This window comes from Vibrio fortis, assembly GCF_024347475.1.
In the GTDB taxonomy this organism is placed as follows: domain Bacteria; phylum Pseudomonadota; class Gammaproteobacteria; order Enterobacterales; family Vibrionaceae; genus Vibrio; species Vibrio fortis.
In genome coordinates this window covers 1,466,847-1,493,657 of sequence record NZ_AP025487.1, presented here as the reverse complement: position 1 = coordinate 1,493,657, position 26,811 = coordinate 1,466,847, and the positions used below count along the sequence as shown (strand labels likewise).

Below are 26,811 nucleotides of genomic sequence, written 5' to 3'. Positions count from 1 at the left end.
TCAATCATCACTCACTGAATAACAACTTCACGTTTCAAAGAACTTGAAAGTATTTGCTGTTGGTATCATCAATCTTTATACCAGCAGCATCCTGCTCCTCTACACGATCTACGTTAGCAGTATCTGGTCCTTTATGAAGCCATGTGTGCAGCTCCTCAATTTTAGTGTTATTGCCGATTGCAAGCACCTCAACATCACCATTATTTAGGTTCTTTGCATAGCCTGTTAGCCCTAAGTCCAATGCTCTTATGCGTGTTGAGTATCTGAAACCAACACATTGAACATGACCTGTTACCAGAAATATACGATGGGAACGATCCATAACATTGCCTCATAATTTACTTGGGTGATATAGTTGATAAATCTATTCATCCGCCCTAGTTGGGTGGAATTATTTGAGCACCATTAATATGAAAGAAATCCCTTTCCGTTGGATTGACAAATATCTCATCCACCTAAAGATTCAAGAAAAGTTCTACCTTCTTTTTCTACTCCCTGTATTAGCTCTCGTTATCTTAACTCTCGTTCTAGATAGTGCTGCAGACGCGCTTTTGGTCCACCTTTACCAAGATGAACTGATGCTAATGAAAGGTCTTATTGAAGCAGGCCAACTGTCTCGTGACCAGGTAGCACAACTTATCAGTCAGTCTGATACTATCTCTTTAGGCTTCGGCGAAGGTGCTGTATCAGTAATGAATGGTGCATTTAGCTTAGTTGCAACGCACGACCAAAACCTATGGTCTGCACTGTCAACGACTCAAATCACCATTATCGGTATTACCCTGACTCTCATCGGTCTCTGTGTCTATTACATCATGACCTTTATCGGCGGTGCGATGTTCTCAATGAACAAAGCTCTTAACACGCTTGCAGACGGCGATCTAACGGGACGTATGAACTACTTCCTAGTTCGTGACGAATTCAGTGAAATTGCCATCACTATTGATAAGGTAGCAGAGCGTGAGCAAAAGATGGTGCTTTCGATTCAAGAGTCTGTTGCTTTAATGCAGCAAATTAGCTCTGATCTTAACCAATCTACTCAACAAAGTTCAGATATTTCAGGCGTTCAACAAGAGCATCTAAATAGCTTAGCAAGCGCGACTGAAGAGATGGCGTCAACCATTCGCGAGGTTGCAAACTTAGCGCATGAATCCAGCACTCAAACAATGGATGCGCATGGGGTTGCTGAAAGCGGTCAACACAAAGTATCAAACACACTTGCCTCTATCTCTAATCTGTCTCAAGAGATTCAATCTGCTTCGCAAGCGGTTGAAGAGCTAGACGCCAATGCTGCGCAAATCGACGAAGTAGTAACGACCATCAATGCTATTTCAGAGCAGACTAACCTGCTTGCATTAAATGCTGCGATTGAAGCAGCTCGTGCTGGTGAGCAAGGCCGTGGCTTTGCTGTCGTTGCAGACGAAGTTCGTGCCCTTGCTGGCCGTACACAGCAAGCGACGGTTGAAATCCAAAGTATGATTGAAGCGCTACAACGTAACAGCCAGTCTCTGACTAAACTAATGGAAGTGACGGTAAACAACGCGAACGAAGGACAAACACTGATGTCTGAAGTGAACGTTGAAATTGGATCATTGGCAGAGAAAAACCAATCTATTTCAGACAGCAGCACTCAAATTGCTACGGCTGCTGAAGAACAAGGTGTCGTTGCAGACAACATTGCACAAAGTGTTGAAGAGATTCGTAACCAATCAAACAACATCTGCGAGATGATCAGCAAGAGTAACGCTAACGTTGACCAACTCCGTCAACAAAGTGATTCAATGGAAGGATTACTTACTGGTCTTAAAGCCTAAAAGTACCAATCTTGACGATTAGGGCCGCAGTTGCGGCCCTTTTTTGTATCTGACGTCTTTGTCGTTTGATTTTGCTAGTCTCTTCCCTGACAATACACCACCTTCGAATTCAAACAATCAGAGTAAACTATGACTCCATCGATTCAACTAGCAAAAGGCCGTGATAAGTCGCTACGCCGCAAACACCCATGGGTATTCTCTCGTGGTATCGACAAAGTAACAGGTGAGCCGCAACTTGGTGAAACAGTCGACGTTTTCGCAAGCAACGGTCAATGGCTAGCAAAAGCAGCCTACTCTCCTGCTTCTCAAATTCGAGCTCGTGTTTGGACGTTTGAAAAAGAAGACATCGATAAAGCATTTTTTGTTAAACGTATCAAAGACGCACAAATGCTTCGCGAAGACATCATTGTTCGTGACGGTCTTACTGGCTATCGACTAATCGCAGCTGAATCTGATGGTTTGCCGGGCATCACTATCGATAAATATCGGAACTTTCTAGTATGCCAACTACTCAGTGCTGGTGCGGAATATCACAAATCTGAACTTGTGGCGGCTCTCGTGGAGTGCTTCCCTGACTGCAATGTATACGAGCGTTCGGATGTTGCGGTACGTAAAAAAGAAGGCCTTGAACAAACTGTCGGCGTTCTTCATGGTGAAGAACCACCTAAGTCTGTTGTAATCGAAGAGAATGGCGTAAAAATCAGCGTTAATATCGTTGAGGGCCACAAAACTGGTTTCTATCTAGACCAACGTGACAGCCGCAAAGAATCAATGAAGTACGTAAAAGACAAAGAAGTCTTGAACTGCTTCTCTTATACCGGTGGTTTTGGTCTATACGCGCTTAAAGGTGACGCAAAGCGCGTTATCAACGCTGACGTTTCACAGCTTGCTTTAGACACGGCTAAACACAATGCTGAATTAAACGAATTCGATATTTCAAAAAAACGCGCGGTGTTCTTGAATGCTGATGTATTTAAGCTTCTGCGCGAATACCGTGACCAAGGCACGAAGTTCGATGTTGTGATCATGGATCCGCCAAAGTTCGTTTCGAGCAAAAACAACCTAACTTCAGGTGCAAACGGCTACAAAGACGTAAACATGTTAGCGATGCAAATCCTGAAACCTGGTGGCACGCTGCTTACTTACTCGTGCTCTGGACTCATGGGCACAGACCTATTCCAGAAAATCATCGCTGATGCTGCAATTGATGCTGGTCGCACGGTTAAGTTTGTCGAGCGCTTTGAACAAGCTGCAGACCACCTAACAGATACCGCTTATCCAGAAGGCTTCTACCTGAAAGGTTTTGCGTGTAAGGTTCTTTAAACAACGTCTGATCTAATTAAAGATTACGCATTAAAAAGGGTCACCGTTTGGTGACCCTTTTGTTATCTAGTTAACTTTAATTGAGGTTAACTATCTGTGTACTTCAAACCATCCTGATTAAACAGATAATCCGTTAACTCTGAAGAAGTGACATTATTAAACTCAATCGTCATCGACTCTCCACCTTTATCAATGGTTAGTGCTGAGCCACCATTGCCGTTATCAGTGATCGAGCCTTCGATGTTATTCAGCAGAGCATTTATATCGTCCGTCTCAAGATCTGCCAGCAACTCAGATAAATCAAGCTTATCTCCATCAGCAACACTGAAATCAGTAATGGTGTCTGACGAGCCATCATCCATGTCGACCCAACTAAAGATATCCTCTCCTTCACCACCGGTTAGGATGTCATCACCCAAGCCTCCAATCAATGTATCGTCACCGCCTTGGCCATATAGAATGTCATCACCTTCTCCGCCATCTAACGTGTCATCACCTCCGCGTGTATCACTATCGACATTAAACAATTCGTGATTAGATTTAATGTACTCATAGACCTCCAACTCACTTGGTGTGGTACCATTTTTTAGCTCAAGGAACTGCTCTAACGCAGGCAAACCCGCACCATCATCTAAGTCAGAAGGCTTAGCAGGGTTACCTGCAGTATTCCACGGGAGGTTATCGGTGTTGATACTATCACCGAATAAAATATCCGCACCTTGCCCACCTGTTACTGTATCCGATCCCAATTCGGCGATATCTTTAATCATTTCGCCTCCTTGAAGCACAGCCTGTAGCTCGCTAGGAGTATCGACCAGTTGTACTTCTCCTGCGGGGGCAAGTAACGGCTCTACAACAAAAATGTCTTCAATCTCTGCGGAAGTATTCTTTTTTTGCTGTGATGCGTCATGAGAGAAGACCATGTAGTAGTCACCAGAAGCGATGCCATCGATTAGAACAGAGGTGTTACCGTTATGCTTGCTCAGCGTCGAACTATCAACTAGCGTGCCGTTACTATTGTATAGGTACCAAGTGAAATTACTTTTACTTAAGTAAACGTCAAACTTTACAGAGCTACTGTCTTTGGCCACGGTAAACTCTTGAGTTCGAATTGATTCGACCGCGCTATCTGAATACCAATCGTAGTCAGATAGGACAACTTTATTACCACTGATAGATACACTAGAGGAATAGTAATCATCACTAACATTTGTAAAGCCATGATTAGAAACATCGATTAGCTTAGTTTCAGTCCCGAAACCTGGTACTGCAGCGAGGCCAGTAGAAGAAGTATTGTCAAAGAACTTCAAGATTGAGTCGTTAATATCGTTACCAATTCCTATAGCCATAACGCTCGACTTAGTACTCAGCTCAGCAAACTCAGTAAGCGCTTCTTCAATAGTGCTACTCGCTGGTTGGCCATCTGTTAAGAAAAACGTCAAATTTTCGGTATTACTATCGACCGTCTGAGTATCAAACCACGCATTTGCAGAAGCTAAAGCATCATCGTAACCAGTACCACCATCATCTGGGTCTAACTCGTTATCTATGGTGTCAATTAAGTCCAGATACCCTTGACTATTAGGTTGTAAATCATTGACTGAAAATTCAACGACTACATCGTACTCAAACCCGATTAATTTCAAATTGATCGTCCCATCGTGAGACGCAAGATCTGCGGCTAATAGCTTCAGAGCATCTTGAAGCATAGCAATGCGTGTTATTGTATTTCCGTCACCATCTGTCGTGTTCCATCCCATACTTCCTGAGACGTCAACAACCAAAGCAATGTTGTAATTAACACCAGGGGTAACATTAGTTACAAATCCGCCTGAATCTCCTAATAATACATCCTCACCTTTGCCCCCCGTTATAGTGTTATCACCATTAGGGTTAGTTTCAGGTTTATGAATGTTACCTGTTTCATCCTGTGCATATTTTGGCAAATCTAACGGTTCGCCATTGCTGTCGATTTCCTGCGCGCCTGCTGTAACAACAAGGTTAGGCATGGACCCAACTAGACTTTCAACTTGGATCGTTACTTTCCCATCAGCGTCTAGAGAATTAACCGGAATACTCCAAGTACCATCGCCATTATCGGTACCAATAGAAAGAACTGCCCCATCAGGTACATTGCTAACTGACACTTCGCTGACAACTTCACTTCCGTCATTATCGTATAAATCGATATCGATATTTAGCTCATAAACCTCAGCGACTTTAACTAAATTGCCATTTTGGACTTCAAACTTTCCGTCAGAGAAATACAACGATTCGATGCTATAAAAGTCATGTTTTGCATTACCCGTTCCAGTATGAGTTAAGCGGAAGTCAGGAGATCCTACTGTACTAAAGGTATAGTCGGTACTCTGACCTACAAGGTATGCTACATCAATACCTGAACCACCATAGTATGCTGTGTTCGTTGTTGGGCTGCGAGAAATAAGAACATCATTACCAGCTTCTCCAGTATCATCACCCAACAAATTAATACTTGATGATGAACCAATACCACCAACTAAAATGTCGCTACCATCGCCGCCTTGTAGGTCTTCATTTACGACAGTAGATGTACCATCATTTCCGATAATGACGTCATCGCCCTCTCCACCTCTTACCTGCATGTGGTCGCCGCTACCGTAAATAACTGTGTCATTCCCATCAAGTGCTTCGACCCAAGCTACACCTTTGGAACTTTGAAGATGATTGTCGCTATTGTCGGCGCTTGTATCTATAGGCTTCGTGGCCAGGTTAGATTCAATACTTGAGACGATTGAGTCCGCAATATTCCCACCCACACTGGTTAAGTCCGCAGATACCACCAATCCATTACTGATTGGTGTAACCATTGTAGTGACCGTTGCCGTATTAGTGAGACCAGTGCTATCTACAATGGTATAAGTGAATGAGGCAGTGCCCGATACACTACTATTTGGTGTGAATGAAATTTCTCCACTATTTTGATCGAATGAAACTGTTCCATCAGTTGAGCTAAATCCATCCGCAACGATAGTGAATGTATCACCTGTGTTTGGATCGTAGTCGTTAGCAAGAAGAAGTGACGAATCCATAGTTAAAGATTCTCCCTCTCGCACTGACAGCACGTCGCCAATCAATGGGAAGTCATTTAAGTCATGCTCTCCATTGTTGTAGTTTCCATTGCTATCAACCGTGCCCAAATTGATATCTAGGTTAGCAGCGCCACCTTGATCCCAATACACGATTTCGATGGAATGGTAACCATCACTGCCAATCGTAAATGCATCATGCAGAGTCGTAGTTGATGACTGATTCTGATCAACAGTCGCAACGGCCACCCCATCGATTAATATCGTGTAGCCATCATCAGCGGTAACTTTAAACGCATAATCGCCGGCTGCGAGATAAACTGAACCACTCATTTGAACTACGCCGTCAGTATGGGCGCCAACAGTGCCTTCAACAGAGCCAGCGTCACTATTCAAGAAATCTTCAAACTGACTTTGAGAGCTTAAACCGCTGTTATTTTCGTCTAGTGTGTAGTTAATGTCTTTAGCATCAAATGTTAGGTCAGCATCTTTACTAGCAATAACATCAAGAGCGTCTTGAACAGAGTCAATGTTACCATTAACGCTGTCATTAGAACTGTAATAGTAACCAGATAAACCACCGAACACAGAAACAGTATCGTTCTGCGCGACAGGCGCCAGATCAGTATCATTTAGCACAATAGTTAACTGCGCTATTTCGTCACTCACCAAACCGCTGGAGTCGACCGATTGATAATCAATCTCTTCAGAAAGCTCGGCACTTACTACATCAACGCCTTTTAGTGTAATGTTCGAATTGGTAGTTGGCGTGTCTGAACCGTCTTGAGTGGTATAAACTCTTAACTCAGTAAAGCCATCAGGGACGTTTACATTAACAGATGCTACGCCGTTACTGTCGATTACAAGTGGGAAGTCACCGTTGTCTTCGTCGGCGTCGTAATTAAATTGTGCAACCACATTGCCTTCGGCATCCAATGCCACGATATTAATCTCGCCTTCAGCATCATCCCCTTTATTGTAGTGACTATATACACTGCCAAATTCAATGTTGGCTTCGGTAATAACGGCACCGCTTGAGCTATAATCAATCGAAATAAATTCTTTATTAGTAACATCTAATTCGCTGTTTGAACTAGGTGAATTGCTTACTCCAAAGCCATCTTTATTCGAACCACTTACATAAGACAAATATGTTGCCGTAGAACCAACATTTCCAGGGGTGGGAGCGTTGCCTGTATAAGTACCCGCTGAAATGGACACATTTCCATCCAAGAAGTCAACTGAACTAGCACCGGCACTAACCTCAGACGAGAAGTCAGAAGCGACAAAGTCTAGATTGTCTACAGCGTTAATGTCTTCAACGTACTTTAATTGAGCATCGCTACTAATAGGTGTATCAGAACTAACTGGTACTTCTGTACCAGATGAAACATCGTAAATAGTTCCAAATAATGGTTCTTCTAACATAACTATTTGGACAGGTGTACCAGCGATATCATCCTCTTGATCTGATACGTTATCTTCTGAACCAGATTGACCACCATCAAACGTGAAGAACGCTTCATCTTGGTTGTCTAGGGTTACTGAAAAGTCGATGGCGGTTGGTTTGTCGTTAAACATAACCTGCGCTTTATCGCTTACATCAAGCACTTCAAAATTACCACCTGTAAAGGTGTGGACATTAAGAACTGAATCACCTGTTACAGAGAACGGTGTTGACGTCACTTCATCGCCCGCCACGTAATCGGTGCCAAACGTAATCGTCGCACCATTGTCCAGCGTAACCACAATTTCGGTTTCTGGCGTGTGGTTTAGTGTCGCGGAAATGCTCGCCTGACCAATGCCTTCATTCACGGTCACGTCATTCAAGGTTAACGTCACCGTATCGATCGTGTCTTCTACCGTCACGCTCACGTCGGTGTTGTCCGCCTTCACCAGCGACTCCAGTTGTGGGTTGCCGGCTTCTTCACTCACCTCTTTGATGCTGTTTTCGATGGTCTCACCATCTCGGTACACATCGTCGCCCTGAACAGCAACGCTCACGCTGCCGCTGGTCTCGCCCGCTTTGATGGTGATCTCTTCACCGTTCGCCAGCGTTACCTTGATGTCGTTCTTCGCCTCACCACCACTTAACGTCGCCGTGTACGTGATTTGATTCGGCTGGTTATCGCCATCCACACCTTCCGCGATGCTCGACACATCCGCTGACAGGTCAACCGTCACCGTATCGATGCTGTCGGTGTCCGTCACGCCCGTGCTTTGTGCATCGCCGTTGTACTCCAGTTTCTCGAAGCTCGCACCACCACTGATGTCCGTAATGCTGCCGCTCACGCTGTCGATGTCGTAGATGTCATTCTCGACCGTGAACTCCACGCTGTTGCTGCTTGAGTCCGCACCGATAACCACATCGGTCGTCGTGCCATCTGGCAACGTCACCGTCACTGTCACCGCTTCTTTCGCGTCTACCGGATTGTTGTCTGCATCTCGCAACGTCACCGTGTAGGTGATTTCACCACCTTCCGCTACCGTCTCTGATGCCGTTAGGTGCGCCGTCACCGTATCGATCGTGTCTTCTACCGTCACGCTCACGTCGGTGTTGTCCGCCTTCACCAGCGACTCCAGTTGTGGGTTGCCGGCTTCTTCACTCACCTCTTTGATGCTGTTTTCGATGGTCTCACCATCTCGGTACACATCGTCGCCCTGAACAGCAACGCTCACGCTGCCGCTGGTCTCGCCCGCTTTGATGGTGATCTCTTCACCGTTCGCCAGCGTTACCTTGATGTCGTTCTTCGCCTCACCACCACTTAACGTCGCCGTGTACGTGATTTGATTCGGCTGGTTATCGCCATCCACACCTTCCGCGATGCTCGACACATCCGCTGACAGGTCAACCGTCACCGTATCGATGCTGTCGGTGTCCGTCACGCCCGTGCTTTGTGCATCGCCGTTGTACTCCAGTTTCTCGAAGCTCGCACCACCACTGATGTCCGTAATGCTGCCGCTCACGCTGTCGATGTCGTAGATGTCATTCTCGACCGTGAACTCCACGCTGTTGCTGCTTGAGTCCGCACCGATAACCACATCGGTCGTCGTGCCATCTGGCAACGTCACCGTCACTGTCACCGCTTCTTTCGCGTCTACCGGATTGTTGTCTGCATCTCGCAACGTCACCGTGTAGGTGATTTCACCACCTTCCGCTACCGTCTCTGATGCCGTTAGGTGCGCCGTCACCGTATCGATCGTGTCTTCTACCGTCACGCTCACGTCGGTGTTGTCCGCCTTCACCAGCGACTCCAGTTGTGGGTTGCCGGCTTCTTCACTCACCTCTTTGATGCTGTTTTCGATGGTCTCACCATCTCGGTACACATCGTCGCCCTGAACAGCAACGCTCACGCTGCCGCTGGTCTCGCCCGCTTTGATGGTGATCTCTTCACCGTTCGCCAGCGTTACCTTGATGTCGTTCTTCGCCTCACCACCACTTAACGTCGCCGTGTACGTGATTTGATTCGGCTGGTTATCGCCATCCACACCTTCCGCGATGCTCGACACATCCGCTGACAGGTCAACCGTCACCGTATCGATGCTGTCGGTGTCCGTCACGCCCGTGCTTTGTGCATCGCCGTTGTACTCCAGTTTCTCGAAGCTCGCACCACCACTGATGTCCGTAATGCTGCCGCTCACGCTGTCGATGTCGTAGATGTCATTCTCGACCGTGAACTCCACGCTGTTGCTGCTTGAGTCCGCACCGATAACCACATCGGTCGTCGTGCCATCTGGCAACGTCACCGTCACTGTCACCGCTTCTTTCGCGTCTACCGGATTGTTGTCTGCATCTCGCAACGTCACCGTGTAGGTGATTTCACCACCTTCCGCTACCGTCTCTGATGCCGTTAGGTGCGCCGTCACCGTATCGATCGTGTCTTCTACCGTCACGCTCACGTCGGTGTTGTCCGCCTTCACCAGCGACTCCAGTTGTGGGTTGCCGGCTTCTTCACTCACCTCTTTGATGCTGTTTTCGATGGTCTCACCATCTCGGTACACATCGTCGCCCTGAACAGCAACGCTCACGCTGCCGCTGGTCTCGCCCGCTTTGATGGTGATCTCTTCACCGTTCGCCAGCGTTACCTTGATGTCGTTCTTCGCCTCACCACCACTTAACGTCGCCGTGTACGTGATTTGATTCGGCTGGTTATCGCCATCCACACCTTCCGCGATGCTCGACACATCCGCTGACAGGTCAACCGTCACCGTATCGATGCTGTCGGTGTCCGTCACGCCCGTGCTTTGTGCATCGCCGTTGTACTCCAGTTTCTCGAAGCTCGCACCACCACTGATGTCCGTAATGCTGCCGCTCACGCTGTCGATGTCGTAGATGTCATTCTCGACCGTGAACTCCACGCTGTTGCTGCTTGAGTCCGCACCGATAACCACATCGGTCGTCGTGCCATCTGGCAACGTCACCGTCACTGTCACCGCTTCTTTCGCGTCTACCGGATTGTTGTCTGCATCTCGCAACGTCACCGTGTAGGTGATTTCACCACCTTCCGCTACCGTCTCTGATGCCGTTAGGTGCGCCGTCACCGTATCGATCGTGTCTTCTACCGTCACGCTCACGTCGGTGTTGTCCGCCTTCACCAGCGACTCCAGTTGTGGGTTGCCGGCTTCTTCACTCACCTCTTTGATGCTGTTTTCGATGGTCTCACCATCTCGGTACACATCGTCGCCCTGAACAGCAACGCTCACGCTGCCGCTGGTCTCGCCCGCTTTGATGGTGATCTCTTCACCGTTCGCCAGCGTTACCTTGATGTCGTTCTTCGCCTCACCACCACTTAACGTCGCCGTGTACGTGATTTGATTCGGCTGGTTATCGCCATCCACACCTTCCGCGATGCTCGACACATCCGCTGACAGGTCAACCGTCACCGTATCGATGCTGTCGGTGTCCGTCACGCCCGTGCTTTGTGCATCGCCGTTGTACTCCAGTTTCTCGAAGCTCGCACCACCACTGATGTCCGTAATGCTGCCGCTCACGCTGTCGATGTCGTAGATGTCATTCTCGACCGTGAACTCCACGCTGTTGCTGCTTGAGTCCGCACCGATAACCACATCGGTCGTCGTGCCATCTGGCAACGTCACCGTCACTGTCACCGCTTCTTTCGCGTCTACCGGATTGTTGTCTGCATCTCGCAACGTCACCGTGTAGGTGATTTCACCACCTTCCGCTACCGTCTCTGATGCCGTTAGGTGCGCCGTCACCGTATCGATCGTGTCTTCTACCGTCACGCTCACGTCGGTGTTGTCCGCCTTCACCAGCGACTCCAGTTGTGGGTTGCCGGCTTCTTCACTCACCTCTTTGATGCTGTTTTCGATGGTCTCACCATCTCGGTACACATCGTCGCCCTGAACAGCAACGCTCACGCTGCCGCTGGTCTCGCCCGCTTTGATGGTGATCTCTTCACCGTTCGCCAGCGTTACCTTGATGTCGTTCTTCGCCTCACCACCACTTAACGTCGCCGTGTACGTGATTTGATTCGGCTGGTTATCGCCATCCACACCTTCCGCGATGCTCGACACATCCGCTGACAGGTCAACCGTCACCGTATCGATGCTGTCGGTGTCCGTCACGCCCGTGCTTTGTGCATCGCCGTTGTACTCCAGTTTCTCGAAGCTCGCACCACCACTGATGTCCGTAATGCTGCCGCTCACGCTGTCGATGTCGTAGATGTCATTCTCGACCGTGAACTCCACGCTGTTGCTGCTTGAGTCCGCACCGATAACCACATCGGTCGTCGTGCCATCTGGCAACGTCACCGTCACTGTCACCGCTTCTTTCGCGTCTACCGGATTGTTGTCTGCATCTCGCAACGTCACCGTGTAGGTGATTTCACCACCTTCCGCTACCGTCTCTGATGCCGTTAGGTGCGCCGTCACCGTATCGATCGTGTCTTCTACCGTCACGCTCACGTCGGTGTTGTCCGCCTTCACCAGCGACTCCAGTTGTGGGTTGCCGGCTTCTTCACTCACCTCTTTGATGCTGTTTTCGATGGTCTCACCATCTCGGTACACATCGTCGCCCTGAACAGCAACGCTCACGCTGCCGCTGGTCTCGCCCGCTTTGATGGTGATCTCTTCACCGTTCGCCAGCGTTACCTTGATGTCGTTCTTCGCCTCACCACCACTTAACGTCGCCGTGTACGTGATTTGATTCGGCTGGTTATCGCCATCCACACCTTCCGCGATGCTCGACACATCCGCTGACAGGTCAACCGTCACCGTATCGATGCTGTCGGTGTCCGTCACGCCCGTGCTTTGTGCATCGCCGTTGTACTCCAGTTTCTCGAAGCTCGCACCACCACTGATGTCCGTAATGCTGCCGCTCACGCTGTCGATGTCGTAGATGTCATTCTCGACCGTGAACTCCACGCTGTTGCTGCTTGAGTCCGCACCGATAACCACATCGGTCGTCGTGCCATCTGGCAACGTCACCGTCACTGTCACCGCTTCTTTCGCGTCTACCGGATTGTTGTCTGCATCTCGCAACGTCACCGTGTAGGTGATTTCACCACCTTCCGCTACCGTCTCTGATGCCGTTAGGTGCGCCGTCACCGTATCGATCGTGTCTTCTACCGTCACGCTCACGTCGGTGTTGTCCGCCTTCACCAGCGACTCCAGTTGTGGGTTGCCGGCTTCTTCACTCACCTCTTTGATGCTGTTTTCGATGGTCTCACCATCTCGGTACACATCGTCGCCCTGAACAGCAACGCTCACGCTGCCGCTGGTCTCGCCCGCTTTGATGGTGATCTCTTCACCGTTCGCCAGCGTTACCTTGATGTCGTTCTTCGCCTCACCACCACTTAACGTCGCCGTGTACGTGATTTGATTCGGCTGGTTATCGCCATCCACACCTTCCGCGATGCTCGACACATCCGCTGACAGGTCAACCGTCACCGTATCGATGCTGTCGGTGTCCGTCACGCCCGTGCTTTGTGCATCGCCGTTGTACTCCAGTTTCTCGAAGCTCGCACCACCACTGATGTCCGTAATGCTGCCGCTCACGCTGTCGATGTCGTAGATGTCATTCTCGACCGTGAACTCCACGCTGTTGCTGCTTGAGTCCGCACCGATAACCACATCGGTCGTCGTGCCATCTGGCAACGTCACCGTCACTGTCACCGCTTCTTTCGCGTCTACCGGATTGTTGTCTGCATCTCGCAACGTCACCGTGTAGGTGATTTCACCACCTTCCGCTACCGTCTCTGATGCCGTTAGGTGCGCCGTCACCGTATCGATCGTGTCTTCTACCGTCACGCTCACGTCGGTGTTGTCCGCCTTCACCAGCGACTCCAGTTGTGGGTTGCCGGCTTCTTCACTCACCTCTTTGATGCTGTTTTCGATGGTCTCACCATCTCGGTACACATCGTCGCCCTGAACAGCAACGCTCACGCTGCCGCTGGTCTCGCCCGCTTTGATGGTGATCTCTTCACCGTTCGCCAGCGTTACCTTGATGTCGTTCTTCGCCTCACCACCACTTAACGTCGCCGTGTACGTGATTTGATTCGGCTGGTTATCGCCATCCACACCTTCCGCGATGCTCGACACATCCGCTGACAGGTCAACCGTCACCGTATCGATGCTGTCGGTGTCCGTCACGCCCGTGCTTTGTGCATCGCCGTTGTACTCCAGTTTCTCGAAGCTCGCACCACCACTGATGTCCGTAATGCTGCCGCTCACGCTGTCGATGTCGTAGATGTCATTCTCGACCGTGAACTCCACGCTGTTGCTGCTTGAGTCCGCACCGATAACCACATCGGTCGTCGTGCCATCTGGCAACGTCACCGTCACTGTCACCGCTTCTTTCGCGTCTACCGGATTGTTGTCTGCATCTCGCAACGTCACCGTGTAGGTGATTTCACCACCTTCCGCTACCGTCTCTGATGCCGTTAGGTGCGCCGTCACCGTATCGATCGTGTCTTCTACCGTCACGCTCACGTCGGTGTTGTCCGCCTTCACCAGCGACTCCAGTTGTGGGTTGCCGGCTTCTTCACTCACCTCTTTGATGCTGTTTTCGATGGTCTCACCATCTCGGTACACATCGTCGCCCTGAACAGCAACGCTCACGCTGCCGCTGGTCTCGCCCGCTTTGATGGTGATCTCTTCACCGTTCGCCAGCGTTACCTTGATGTCGTTCTTCGCCTCACCACCACTTAACGTCGCCGTGTACGTGATTTGATTCGGCTGGTTATCGCCATCCACACCTTCCGCGATGCTCGACACATCCGCTGACAGGTCAACCGTCACCGTATCGATGCTGTCGGTGTCCGTCACGCCCGTGCTTTGTGCATCGCCGTTGTACTCCAGTTTCTCGAAGCTCGCACCACCACTGATGTCCGTAATGCTGCCGCTCACGCTGTCGATGTCGTAGATGTCATTCTCGACCGTGAACTCCACGCTGTTGCTGCTTGAGTCCGCACCGATAACCACATCGGTCGTCGTGCCATCTGGCAACGTCACCGTCACTGTCACCGCTTCTTTCGCGTCTACCGGATTGTTGTCTGCATCTCGCAACGTCACCGTGTAGGTGATTTCACCACCTTCCGCTACCGTCTCTGATGCCGTTAGGTGCGCCGTCACCGTATCGATCGTGTCTTCTACCGTCACGCTCACGTCGGTGTTGTCCGCCTTCACCAGCGACTCCAGTTGTGGGTTGCCGGCTTCTTCACTCACCTCTTTGATGCTGTTTTCGATGGTCTCACCATCTCGGTACACATCGTCGCCCTGAACAGCAACGCTCACGCTGCCGCTGGTCTCGCCCGCTTTGATGGTGATCTCTTCACCGTTCGCCAGCGTTACCTTGATGTCGTTCTTCGCCTCACCACCACTTAACGTCGCCGTGTACGTGATTTGATTCGGCTGGTTATCGCCATCCACACCTTCCGCGATGCTCGACACATCCGCTGACAGGTCAACCGTCACCGTATCGATGCTGTCGGTGTCCGTCACGCCCGTGCTTTGTGCATCGCCGTTGTACTCCAGTTTCTCGAAGCTCGCACCACCACTGATGTCCGTAATGCTGCCGCTCACGCTGTCGATGTCGTAGATGTCATTCTCGACCGTGAACTCCACGCTGTTGCTGCTTGAGTCCGCACCGATAACCACATCGGTCGTCGTGCCATCTGGCAACGTCACCGTCACTGTCACCGCTTCTTTCGCGTCTACCGGATTGTTGTCTGCATCTCGCAACGTCACCGTGTAGGTGATTTCACCACCTTCCGCTACCGTCTCTGATGCCGTTAGGTGCGCCGTCACCGTATCGATCGTGTCTTCTACCGTCACGCTCACGTCGGTGTTGTCCGCCTTCACCAGCGACTCCAGTTGTGGGTTGCCGGCTTCTTCACTCACCTCTTTGATGCTGTTTTCGATGGTCTCACCATCTCGGTACACATCGTCGCCCTGAACAGCAACGCTCACGCTGCCGCTGGTCTCGCCCGCTTTGATGGTGATCTCTTCACCGTTCGCCAGCGTTACCTTGATGTCGTTCTTCGCCTCACCACCACTTAACGTCGCCGTGTACGTGATTTGATTCGGCTGGTTATCGCCATCCACACCTTCCGCGATGCTCGACACATCCGCTGACAGGTCAACCGTCACCGTATCGATGCTGTCGGTGTCCGTCACGCCCGTGCTTTGTGCATCGCCGTTGTACTCCAGTTTCTCGAAGCTCGCACCACCACTGATGTCCGTAATGCTGCCGCTCACGCTGTCGATGTCGTAGATGTCATTCTCGACCGTGAACTCCACGCTGTTGCTGCTTGAGTCCGCACCGATAACCACATCGGTCGTCGTGCCATCTGGCAACGTCACCGTCACTGTCACCGCTTCTTTCGCGTCTACCGGATTGTTGTCTGCATCTCGCAACGTCACCGTGTAGGTGATTTCACCACCTTCCGCTACCGTCTCTGATGCCGTTAGGTGCGCCGTCACCGTATCGATCGTGTCTTCTACCGTCACGCTCACGTCGGTGTTGTCCGCCTTCACCAGCGACTCCAGTTGTGGGTTGCCGGCTTCTTCACTCACCTCTTTGATGCTGTTTTCGATGGTCTCACCATCTCGGTACACATCGTCGCCCTGAACAGCAACGCTCACGCTGCCGCTGGTCTCGCCCGCTTTGATGGTGATCTCTTCACCGTTCGCCAGCGTTACCTTGATGTCGTTCTTCGCCTCACCACCACTTAACGTCGCCGTGTACGTGATTTGATTCGGCTGGTTATCGCCATCCACACCTTCCGCGATGCTCGACACATCCGCTGACAGGTCAACCGTCACCGTATCGATGCTGTCGGTGTCCGTCACGCCCGTGCTTTGTGCATCGCCGTTGTACTCCAGTTTCTCGAAGCTCGCACCACCACTGATGTCCGTAATGCTGCCGCTCACGCTGTCGATGTCGTAGATGTCATTCTCGACCGTGAACTCCACGCTGTTGCTGCTTGAGTCCGCACCGATAACCACATCGGTCGTCGTGCCATCTGGCAACGTCACCGTCACTGTCACCGCTTCTTTCGCGTCTACCGGATTGTTGTCTGCATCTCGCAACGTCACCGTGTAGGTGATTTCACCACCTTCCGCTACCGTCTCTGATGCCGTTAGGTGCGCCGTCACCGTATCGATCGTGTCTTCTACCGTCACGCTCACGTCGGTGTTGTCCGCCTTCACCAGCGACTCCAGTTGTGGGTTGCCGGCTTCTTCACTCACCTCTTTGATGCTGTTTTCGATGGTCTCACCATCTCGGTACACATCGTCGCCCTGAACAGCAACGCTCACGCTGCCGCTGGTCTCGCCCGCTTTGATGGTGATCTCTTCACCGTTCGCCAGCGTTACCTTGATGTCGTTCTTCGCCTCACCACCACTTAACGTCGCCGTGTACGTGATTTGATTCGGCTGGTTATCGCCATCCACACCTTCCGCGATGCTCGACACATCCGCTGACAGGTCAACCGTCACCGTATCGATGCTGTCGGTGTCCGTCACGCCCGTGCTTTGTGCATCGCCGTTGTACTCCAGTTTCTCGAAGCTCGCACCACCACTGATGTCCGTAATGCTGCCGCTCACGCTGTCGATGTCGTAGATGTCATTCTCGACCGTGAACTCCACGCTGTTGCTGCTTGAGTCCGCACCGATAACCACATCGGTCGTCGTGCCATCTGGCAACGTCACCGTCACTGTCACCGCTTCTTTCGCGTCTACCGGATTGTTGTCTGCATCTCGCAACGTCACCGTGTAGGTGATTTCACCACCTTCCGCTACCGTCTCTGATGCCGTTAGGTGCGCCGTCACCGTATCGATCGTGTCTTCTACCGTCACGCTCACGTCGGTGTTGTCCGCCTTCACCAGCGACTCCAGTTGTGGGTTGCCGGCTTCTTCACTCACCTCTTTGATGCTGTTTTCGATGGTCTCACCATCTCGGTACACATCGTCGCCCTGAACAGCAACGCTCACGCTGCCGCTGGTCTCGCCCGCTTTGATGGTGATCTCTTCACCGTTCGCCAGCGTTACCTTGATGTCGTTCTTCGCCTCACCACCACTTAACGTCGCCGTGTACGTGATTTGATTCGGCTGGTTATCGCCATCCACACCTTCCGCGATGCTCGACACATCCGCTGACAGGTCAACCGTCACCGTATCGATGCTGTCGGTGTCCGTCACGCCCGTGCTTTGTGCATCGCCGTTGTACTCCAGTTTCTCGAAGCTCGCACCACCACTGATGTCCGTAATGCTGCCGCTCACGCTGTCGATGTCGTAGATGTCATTCTCGACCGTGAACTCCACGCTGTTGCTGCTTGAGTCCGCACCGATAACCACATCGGTCGTCGTGCCATCTGGCAACGTCACCGTCACTGTCACCGCTTCTTTCGCGTCTACCGGATTGTTGTCTGCATCTCGCAACGTCACCGTGTAGGTGATTTCACCACCTTCCGCTACCGTCTCTGATGCCGTTAGGTGCGCCGTCACCGTATCGATCGTGTCTTCTACCGTCACGCTCACGTCGGTGTTGTCCGCCTTCACCAGCGACTCCAGTTGTGGGTTGCCGGCTTCTTCACTCACCTCTTTGATGCTGTTTTCGATGGTCTCACCATCTCGGTACACATCGTCGCCCTGAACAGCAACGCTCACGCTGCCGCTGGTCTCGCCCGCTTTGATGGTGATCTCTTCACCGTTCGCCAGCGTTACCTTGATGTCGTTCTTCGCCTCACCACCACTTAACGTCGCCGTGTACGTGATTTGATTCGGCTGGTTATCGCCATCCACACCTTCCGCGATGCTCGACACATCCGCTGACAGGTCAACCGTCACCGTATCGATGCTGTCGGTGTCCGTCACGCCCGTGCTTTGTGCATCGCCGTTGTACTCCAGTTTCTCGAAGCTCGCACCACCACTGATGTCCGTAATGCTGCCGCTCACGCTGTCGATGTCGTAGATGTCATTCTCGACCGTGAACTCCACGCTGTTGCTGCTTGAGTCCGCACCGATAACCACATCGGTCGTCGTGCCATCTGGCAACGTCACCGTCACTGTCACCGCTTCTTTCGCGTCTACCGGATTGTTGTCTGCATCTCGCAACGTCACCGTGTAGGTGATTTCACCACCTTCCGCTACCGTCTCTGATGCCGTTAGGTGCGCCGTCACCGTATCGATCGTGTCTTCTACCGTCACGCTCACGTCGGTGTTGTCCGCCTTCACCAGCGACTCCAGTTGTGGGTTGCCGGCTTCTTCACTCACCTCTTTGATGCTGTTTTCGATGGTCTCACCATCTCGGTACACATCGTCGCCCTGAACAGCAACGCTCACGCTGCCGCTGGTCTCGCCCGCTTTGATGGTGATCTCTTCACCGTTCGCCAGCGTTACCTTGATGTCGTTCTTCGCCTCACCACCACTTAACGTCGCCGTGTACGTGATTTGATTCGGCTGGTTATCGCCATCCACACCTTCCGCGATGCTCGACACATCCGCTGACAGGTCAACCGTCACCGTATCGATGCTGTCGGTGTCCGTCACGCCCGTGCTTTGTGCATCGCCGTTGTACTCCAGTTTCTCGAAGCTCGCACCACCACTGATGTCCGTAATGCTGCCGCTCACGCTGTCGATGTCGTAGATGTCATTCTCGACCGTGAACTCCACGCTGTTGCTGCTTGAGTCCGCACCGATAACCACATCGGTCGTCGTGCCATCTGGCAACGTCACCGTCACTGTCACCGCTTCTTTCGCGTCTACCGGATTGTTGTCTGCATCTCGCAACGTCACCGTGTAGGTGATTTCACCACCTTCCGCTACCGTCTCTGATGCCGTTAGGTGCGCCGTCACCGTATCGATCGTGTCTTCTACCGTCACGCTCACGTCGGTGTTGTCCGCCTTCACCAGCGACTCCAGTTGTGGGTTGCCGGCTTCTTCACTCACCTCTTTGATGCTGTTTTCGATGGTCTCACCATCTCGGTACACATCGTCGCCCTGAACAGCAACGCTCACGCTGCCGCTGGTCTCGCCCGCTTTGATGGTGATCTCTTCACCGTTCGCCAGCGTTACCTTGATGTCGTTCTTCGCCTCACCACCACTTAACGTCGCCGTGTACGTGATTTGATTCGGCTGGTTATCGCCATCCACACCTTCCGCGATGCTCGACACATCCGCTGACAGGTCAACCGTCACCGTATCGATGCTGTCGGTGTCCGTCACGCCCGTGCTTTGTGCATCGCCGTTGTACTCCAGTTTCTCGAAGCTCGCACCACCACTGATGTCCGTAATGCTGCCGCTCACGCTGTCGATGTCGTAGATGTCATTCTCGACCGTGAACTCCACGCTGTTGCTGCTTGAGTCCGCACCGATAACCACATCGGTCGTCGTGCCATCTGGCAACGTCACCGTCACTGTCACCGCTTCTTTCGCGTCTACCGGATTGTTGTCTGCATCTCGCAACGTCACCGTGTAGGTGATTTCACCACCTTCCGCTACCGTCTCTGATGCCGTTAGGTGCGCCGTCACCGTATCGATCGTGTCTTCTACCGTCACGCTCACGTCGGTGTTGTCCGCCTTCACCAGCGACTCCAGTTGTGGGTTGCCGGCTTCTTCACTCACCTCTTTGATGCTGTTTTCGATGGTCTCACCATCTCGGTACACATCGTCGCCCTGAACAGCAACGCTCACGCTGCCGCTGGTCTCGCCCGCTTTGATGGTGATCTCTTCACCGTTCGCCAGCGTTACCTTGATGTCGTTCTTCGCCTCACCACCACTTAACGTCGCCGTGTACGTGATTTGATTCGGCTGGTTATCGCCATCCACACCTTCCGCGATGCTCGACACATCCGCTGACAGGTCAACCGTCACCGTATCGATGCTGTCGGTGTCCGTCACGCCCGTGCTTTGTGCATCGCCGTTGTACTCCAGTTTCTCGAAGCTCGCACCACCACTGATGTCCGTAATGCTGCCGCTCACGCTGTCGATGTCGTAGATGTCATTCTCGACCGTGAACTCCACGCTGTTGCTGCTTGAGTCCGCACCGATAACCACATCGGTCGTCGTGCCATCTGGCAACGTCACCGTCACTGTCACCGCTTCTTTCGCGTCTACCGGATTGTTGTCTGCATCTCGCAACGTCACCGTGTAGGTGATTTCACCACCTTCCGCTACCGTCTCTGATGCCGTTAGGTGCGCCGTCACCGTATCGATCGTGTCTTCTACCGTCACGCTCACGTCGGTGTTGTCCGCCTTCACCAGCGACTCCAGTTGTGGGTTGCCGGCTTCTTCACTCACCTCTTTGATGCTGTTTTCGATGGTCTCACCATCTCGGTACACATCGTCGCCCTGAACAGCAACGCTCACGCTGCCGCTGGTCTCGCCCGCTTTGATGGTGATCTCTTCACCGTTCGCCAGCGTTACCTTGATGTCGTTCTTCGCCTCACCACCACTTAACGTCGCCGTGTACGTGATTTGATTCGGCTGGTTATCGCCATCCACACCTTCCGCGATGCTCGACACATCCGCTGACAGGTCAACCGTCACCGTATCGATGCTGTCGGTGTCCGTCACGCCCGTGCTTTGTGCATCGCCGTTGTACTCCAGTTTCTCGAAGCTCGCACCACCACTGATGTCCGTAATGCTGCCGCTCACGCTGTCGATGTCGTAGATGTCATTCTCGACCGTGAACTCCACGCTGTTGCTGCTTGAGTCCGCACCGATAACCACATCGGTCGTCGTGCCATCTGGCAACGTCACCGTCACTGTCACCGCTTCTTTCGCGTCTACCGGATTGTTGTCTGCATCTCGCAACGTCACCGTGTAGGTGATTTCACCACCTTCCGCTACCGTCTCTGATGCCGTTAGGTGCGCCGTCACCGTATCGATCGTGTCTTCTACCGTCACGCTCACGTCGGTGTTGTCCGCCTTCACCAGCGACTCCAGTTGTGGGTTGCCGGCTTCTTCACTCACCTCTTTGATGCTGTTTTCGATGGTCTCACCATCTCGGTACACATCGTCGCCCTGAACAGCAACGCTCACGCTGCCGCTGGTCTCGCCCGCTTTGATGGTGATCTCTTCACCGTTCGCCAGCGTTACCTTGATGTCGTTCTTCGCCTCACCACCACTTAACGTCGCCGTGTACGTGATTTGATTCGGCTGGTTATCGCCATCCACACCTTCCGCGATGCTCGACACATCCGCTGACAGGTCAACCGTCACCGTATCGATGCTGTCGGTGTCCGTCACGCCCGTGCTTTGTGCATCGCCGTTGTACTCCAGTTTCTCGAAGCTCGCACCACCACTGATGTCCGTAATGCTGCCGCTCACGCTGTCGATGTCGTAGATGTCATTCTCGACCGTGAACTCCACGCTGTTGCTGCTTGAGTCCGCACCGATAACCACATCGGTCGTCGTGCCATCTGGCAACGTCACCGTCACTGTCACCGCTTCTTTCGCGTCTACCGGATTGTTGTCTGCATCTCGCAACGTCACCGTGTAGGTGATTTCACCACCTTCCGCTACCGTCTCTGATGCCGTTAGGTGCGCCGTCACCGTATCGATCGTGTCTTCTACCGTCACGCTCACGTCGGTGTTGTCCGCCTTCACCAGCGACTCCAGTTGTGGGTTGCCGGCTTCTTCACTCACCTCTTTGATGCTGTTTTCGATGGTCTCACCATCTCGGTACACATCGTCGCCCTGAACAGCAACGCTCACGCTGCCGCTGGTCTCGCCCGCTTTGATGGTGATCTCTTCACCGTTCGCCAGCGTTACCTTGATGTCGTTCTTCGCCTCACCACCACTTAACGTCGCCGTGTACGTGATTTGATTCGGCTGGTTATCGCCATCCACACCTTCCGCGATGCTCGACACATCCGCTGACAGGTCAACCGTCACCGTATCGATGCTGTCGGTGTCCGTCACGCCCGTGCTTTGTGCATCGCCGTTGTACTCCAGTTTCTCGAAGCTCGCACCACCACTGATGTCCGTAATGCTGCCGCTCACGCTGTCGATGTCGTAGATGTCATTCTCGACCGTGAACTCCACGCTGTTGCTGCTTGAGTCCGCACCGATAACCACATCGGTCGTCGTGCCATCTGGCAACGTCACCGTCACTGTCACCGCTTCTTTCGCGTCTACCGGATTGTTGTCTGCATCTCGCAACGTCACCGTGTAGGTGATTTCACCACCTTCCGCTACCGTCTCTGATGCCGTTAGGTGCGCCGTCACCGTATCGATCGTGTCTTCTACCGTCACGCTCACGTCGGTGTTGTCCGCCTTCACCAGCGACTCCAGTTGTGGGTTGCCGGCTTCTTCACTCACCTCTTTGATGCTGTTTTCGATGGTCTCACCATCTCGGTACACATCGTCGCCCTGAACAGCAACGCTCACGCTGCCGCTGGTCTCGCCCGCTTTGATGGTGATCTCTTCACCGTTCGCCAGCGTTACCTTGATGTCGTTCTTCGCCTCACCACCACTTAACGTCGCCGTGTACGTGATTTGATTCGGCTGGTTATCGCCATCCACACCTTCCGCGATGCTCGACACATCCGCTGACAGGTCAACCGTCACCGTATCGATGCTGTCGGTGTCCGTCACGCCCGTGCTTTGTGCATCGCCGTTGTACTCCAGTTTCTCGAAGCTCGCACCACCACTGATGTCCGTAATGCTGCCGCTCACGCTGTCGATGTCGTAGATGTCATTCTCGACCGTGAACTCCACGCTGTTGCTGCTTGAGTCCGCACCGATAACCACATCGGTCGTCGTGCCATCTGGCAACGTCACCGTCACTGTCACCGCTTCTTTCGCGTCTACCGGATTGTTGTCTGCATCTCGCAACGTCACCGTGTAGGTGATTTCACCACCTTCCGCTACCGTCTCTGATGCCGTTAGGTGCGCCGTCACCGTATCGATCGTGTCTTCTACCGTCACGCTCACGTCGGTGTTGTCCGCCTTCACCAGCGACTCCAGTTGTGGGTTGCCGGCTTCTTCACTCACCTCTTTGATGCTGTTTTCGATGGTCTCACCATCTCGGTACACATCGTCGCCCTGAACAGCAACGCTCACGCTGCCGCTGGTCTCGCCCGCTTTGATGGTGATCTCTTCACCGTTCGCCAGCGTTACCTTGATGTCGTTCTTCGCCTCACCACCACTTAACGTCGCCGTGTACGTGATTTGATTCGGCTGGTTATCGCCATCCACACCTTCCGCGATGCTCGACACATCCGCTGACAGGTCAACCGTCACCGTATCGATGCTGTCGGTGTCCGTCACGCCCGTGCTTTGTGCATCGCCGTTGTACTCCAGTTTCTCGAAGCTCGCACCACCACTGATGTCCGTAATGCTGCCGCTCACGCTGTCGATGTCGTAGATGTCATTCTCGACCGTGAACTCCACGCTGTTGCTGCTTGAGTCCGCACCGATAACCACATCGGTCGTCGTGCCATCTGGCAACGTCACCGTCACTGTCACCGCTTCTTTCGCGTCTACCGGATTGTTGTCTGCATCTCGCAACGTCACCGTGTAGGTGATTTCACCACCTTCCGCTACCGTCTCTGATGCCGTTAGGTGCGCCGTCACCGTATCGATCGTGTCTTCTACCGTCACGCTCACGTCGGTGTTGTCCGCCTTCACCAGCGACTCCAGTTGTGGGTTGCCGGCTTCTTCACTCACCTCTTTGATGCTGTTTTCGATGGTCTCACCATCTCGGTACACATCGTCGCCCTGAACAGCAACGCTCACGCTGCCGCTGGTCTCGCCCGCTTTGATGGTGATCTCTTCACCGTTCGCCAGCGTTACCTTGATGTCGTTCTTCGCCTCACCACCACTTAACGTCGCCGTGTACGTGATTTGATTCGGCTGGTTATCGCCATCCACACCTTCCGCGATGCTCGACACATCCGCTGACAGGTCAACCGTCACCGTATCGATGCTGTCGGTGTCCGTCACGCCCGTGCTTTGTGCATCGCCGTTGTACTCCAGTTTCTCGAAGCTCGCACCACCACTGATGTCCGTAATGCTGCCGCTCACGCTGTCGATGTCGTAGATGTCATTCTCGACCGTGAACTCCACGCTGTTGCTGCTTGAGTCCGCACCGATAACCACATCGGTCGTCGTGCCATCTGGCAACGTCACCGTCACTGTCACCGCTTCTTTCGCGTCTACCGGATTGTTGTCTGCATCTCGCAACGTCACCGTGTAGGTGATTTCACCACCTTCCGCTACCGTCTCTGATGCCGTTAGGTGCGCCGTCACCGTATCGATCGTGTCTTCTACCGTCACGCTCACGTCGGTGTTGTCCGCCTTCACCAGCGACTCCAGTTGTGGGTTGCCGGCTTCTTCACTCACCTCTTTGATGCTGTTTTCGATGGTCTCACCATCTCGGTACACATCGTCGCCCTGAACAGCAACGCTCACGCTGCCGCTGGTCTCGCCCGCTTTGATGGTGATCTCTTCACCGTTCGCCAGCGTTACCTTGATGTCGTTCTTCGCCTCACCACCACTTAACGTCGCCGTGTACGTGATTTGATTCGGCTGGTTATCGCCATCCACACCTTCCGCGATGCTCGACACATCCGCTGACAGGTCAACCGTCACCGTATCGATGCTGTCGGTGTCCGTCACGCCCGTGCTTTGTGCATCGCCGTTGTACTCCAGTTTCTCGAAGCTCGCACCACCACTGATGTCCGTAATGCTGCCGCTCACGCTGTCGATGTCGTAGATGTCATTCTCGACCGTGAACTCCACGCTGTTGCTGCTTGAGTCCGCACCGATAACCACATCGGTCGTCGTGCCATCTGGCAACGTCACCGTCACTGTCACCGCTTCTTTCGCGTCTACCGGATTGTTGTCTGCATCTCGCAACGTCACCGTGTAGGTGATTTCACCACCTTCCGCTACCGTCTCTGATGCCGTTAGGTGCGCCGTCACCGTATCGATCGTGTCTTCTACCGTCACGCTCACGTCGGTGTTGTCCGCCTTCACCAGCGACTCCAGTTGTGGGTTGCCGGCTTCTTCACTCACCTCTTTGATGCTGTTTTCGATGGTCTCACCATCTCGGTACACATCGTCGCCCTGAACAGCAACGCTCACGCTGCCGCTGGTCTCGCCCGCTTTGATGGTGATCTCTTCACCGTTCGCCAGCGTTACCTTGATGTCGTTCTTCGCCTCACCACCACTTAACGTCGCCGTGTACGTGATTTGATTCGGCTGGTTATCGCCATCCACACCTTCCGCGATGCTCGACACATCCGCTGACAGGTCAACCGTCACCGTATCGATGCTGTCGGTGTCCGTCACGCCCGTGCTTTGTGCATCGCCGTTGTACTCCAGTTTCTCGAAGCTCGCACCACCACTGATGTCCGTAATGCTGCCGCTCACGCTGTCGATGTCGTAGATGTCATTCTCGACCGTGAACTCCACGCTGTTGCTGCTTGAGTCCGCACCGATAACCACATCGGTCGTCGTGCCATCTGGCAACGTCACCGTCACTGTCACCGCTTCTTTCGCGTCTACCGGATTGTTGTCTGCATCTCGCAACGTCACCGTGTAGGTGATTTCACCACCTTCCGCTACCGTCTCTGATGCCGTTAGGTGCGCCGTCACCGTATCGATCGTGTCTTCTACCGTCACGCTCACGTCGGTGTTGTCCGCCTTCACCAGCGACTCCAGTTGTGGGTTGCCGGCTTCTTCACTCACCTCTTTGATGCTGTTTTCGATGGTCTCACCATCTCGGTACACATCGTCGCCCTGAACAGCAACGCTCACGCTGCCGCTGGTCTCGCCCGCTTTGATGGTGATCTCTTCACCGTTCGCCAGCGTTACCTTGATGTCGTTCTTCGCCTCACCACCACTTAACGTCGCCGTGTACGTGATTTGATTCGGCTGGTTATCGCCATCCACACCTTCCGCGATGCTCGACACATCCGCTGACAGGTCAACCGTCACCGTATCGATGCTGTCGGTGTCCGTCACGCCCGTGCTTTGTGCATCGCCGTTGTACTCCAGTTTCTCGAAGCTCGCACCACCACTGATGTCCGTAATGCTGCCGCTCACGCTGTCGATGTCGTAGATGTCATTCTCGACCGTGAACTCCACGCTGTTGCTGCTTGAGTCCGCACCGATAACCACATCGGTCGTCGTGC

4 protein-coding genes (1 of these 4 cut by a window edge) are annotated in these 26,811 nt (G+C 52.7%); 2 read left to right on the top strand and 2 right to left on the bottom strand.

Going from position 1 to position 26,811, the window contains the following annotated elements:
- Positions 1-34: 34 nt before the first annotated feature.
- On the bottom strand, positions 35-322 hold the full coding sequence (yccX, locus tag OCV50_RS06445) for an acylphosphatase (RefSeq protein WP_261904021.1): 288 nt from the start codon (positions 320-322) through the stop codon (positions 35-37).
- Positions 323-410: 88 nt separating this feature from the next.
- Here yccX and OCV50_RS06440 point away from each other — a divergent pair, with 88 nt between their 5' ends.
- A complete protein-coding gene (locus OCV50_RS06440) occupies positions 411-1,814 on the top strand; it encodes a methyl-accepting chemotaxis protein (RefSeq protein WP_261904132.1) in 1,404 nt (467 codons plus the stop codon).
- Between the two features lie 129 nt (positions 1,815-1,943).
- Positions 1,944-3,137 (top strand): class I SAM-dependent methyltransferase, encoded by a 1,194-nt coding sequence (locus tag OCV50_RS06435; protein WP_261904020.1) that lies wholly within the window; start codon positions 1,944-1,946, stop codon positions 3,135-3,137.
- 86 nt (positions 3,138-3,223) lie between these two features.
- Here the strand turns inward: OCV50_RS06435 and OCV50_RS06430 are convergent, their stop codons facing one another.
- Positions 3,224-26,811: the 3' portion of an immunoglobulin-like domain-containing protein gene (locus OCV50_RS06430; protein WP_261904019.1), read on the bottom strand. Its footprint extends 12,289 nt past the window's final position; 23,588 of the gene's 35,877 nt are visible here — the last part of the coding sequence; the start codon falls outside the window, past its right edge; the stop codon is at positions 3,224-3,226.

Coding starts and splice junctions, on each gene's coding strand:
- yccX (WP_261904021.1), bottom strand. CDS start 322: ATGGATCGTTCCCATCGTATATTTCTGGTAACAGGTCATGTTCAATGT.
- OCV50_RS06440 (WP_261904132.1), top strand. CDS start 411: ATGAAAGAAATCCCTTTCCGTTGGATTGACAAATATCTCATCCACCTA.
- OCV50_RS06435 (WP_261904020.1), top strand. CDS start 1,944: ATGACTCCATCGATTCAACTAGCAAAAGGCCGTGATAAGTCGCTACGC.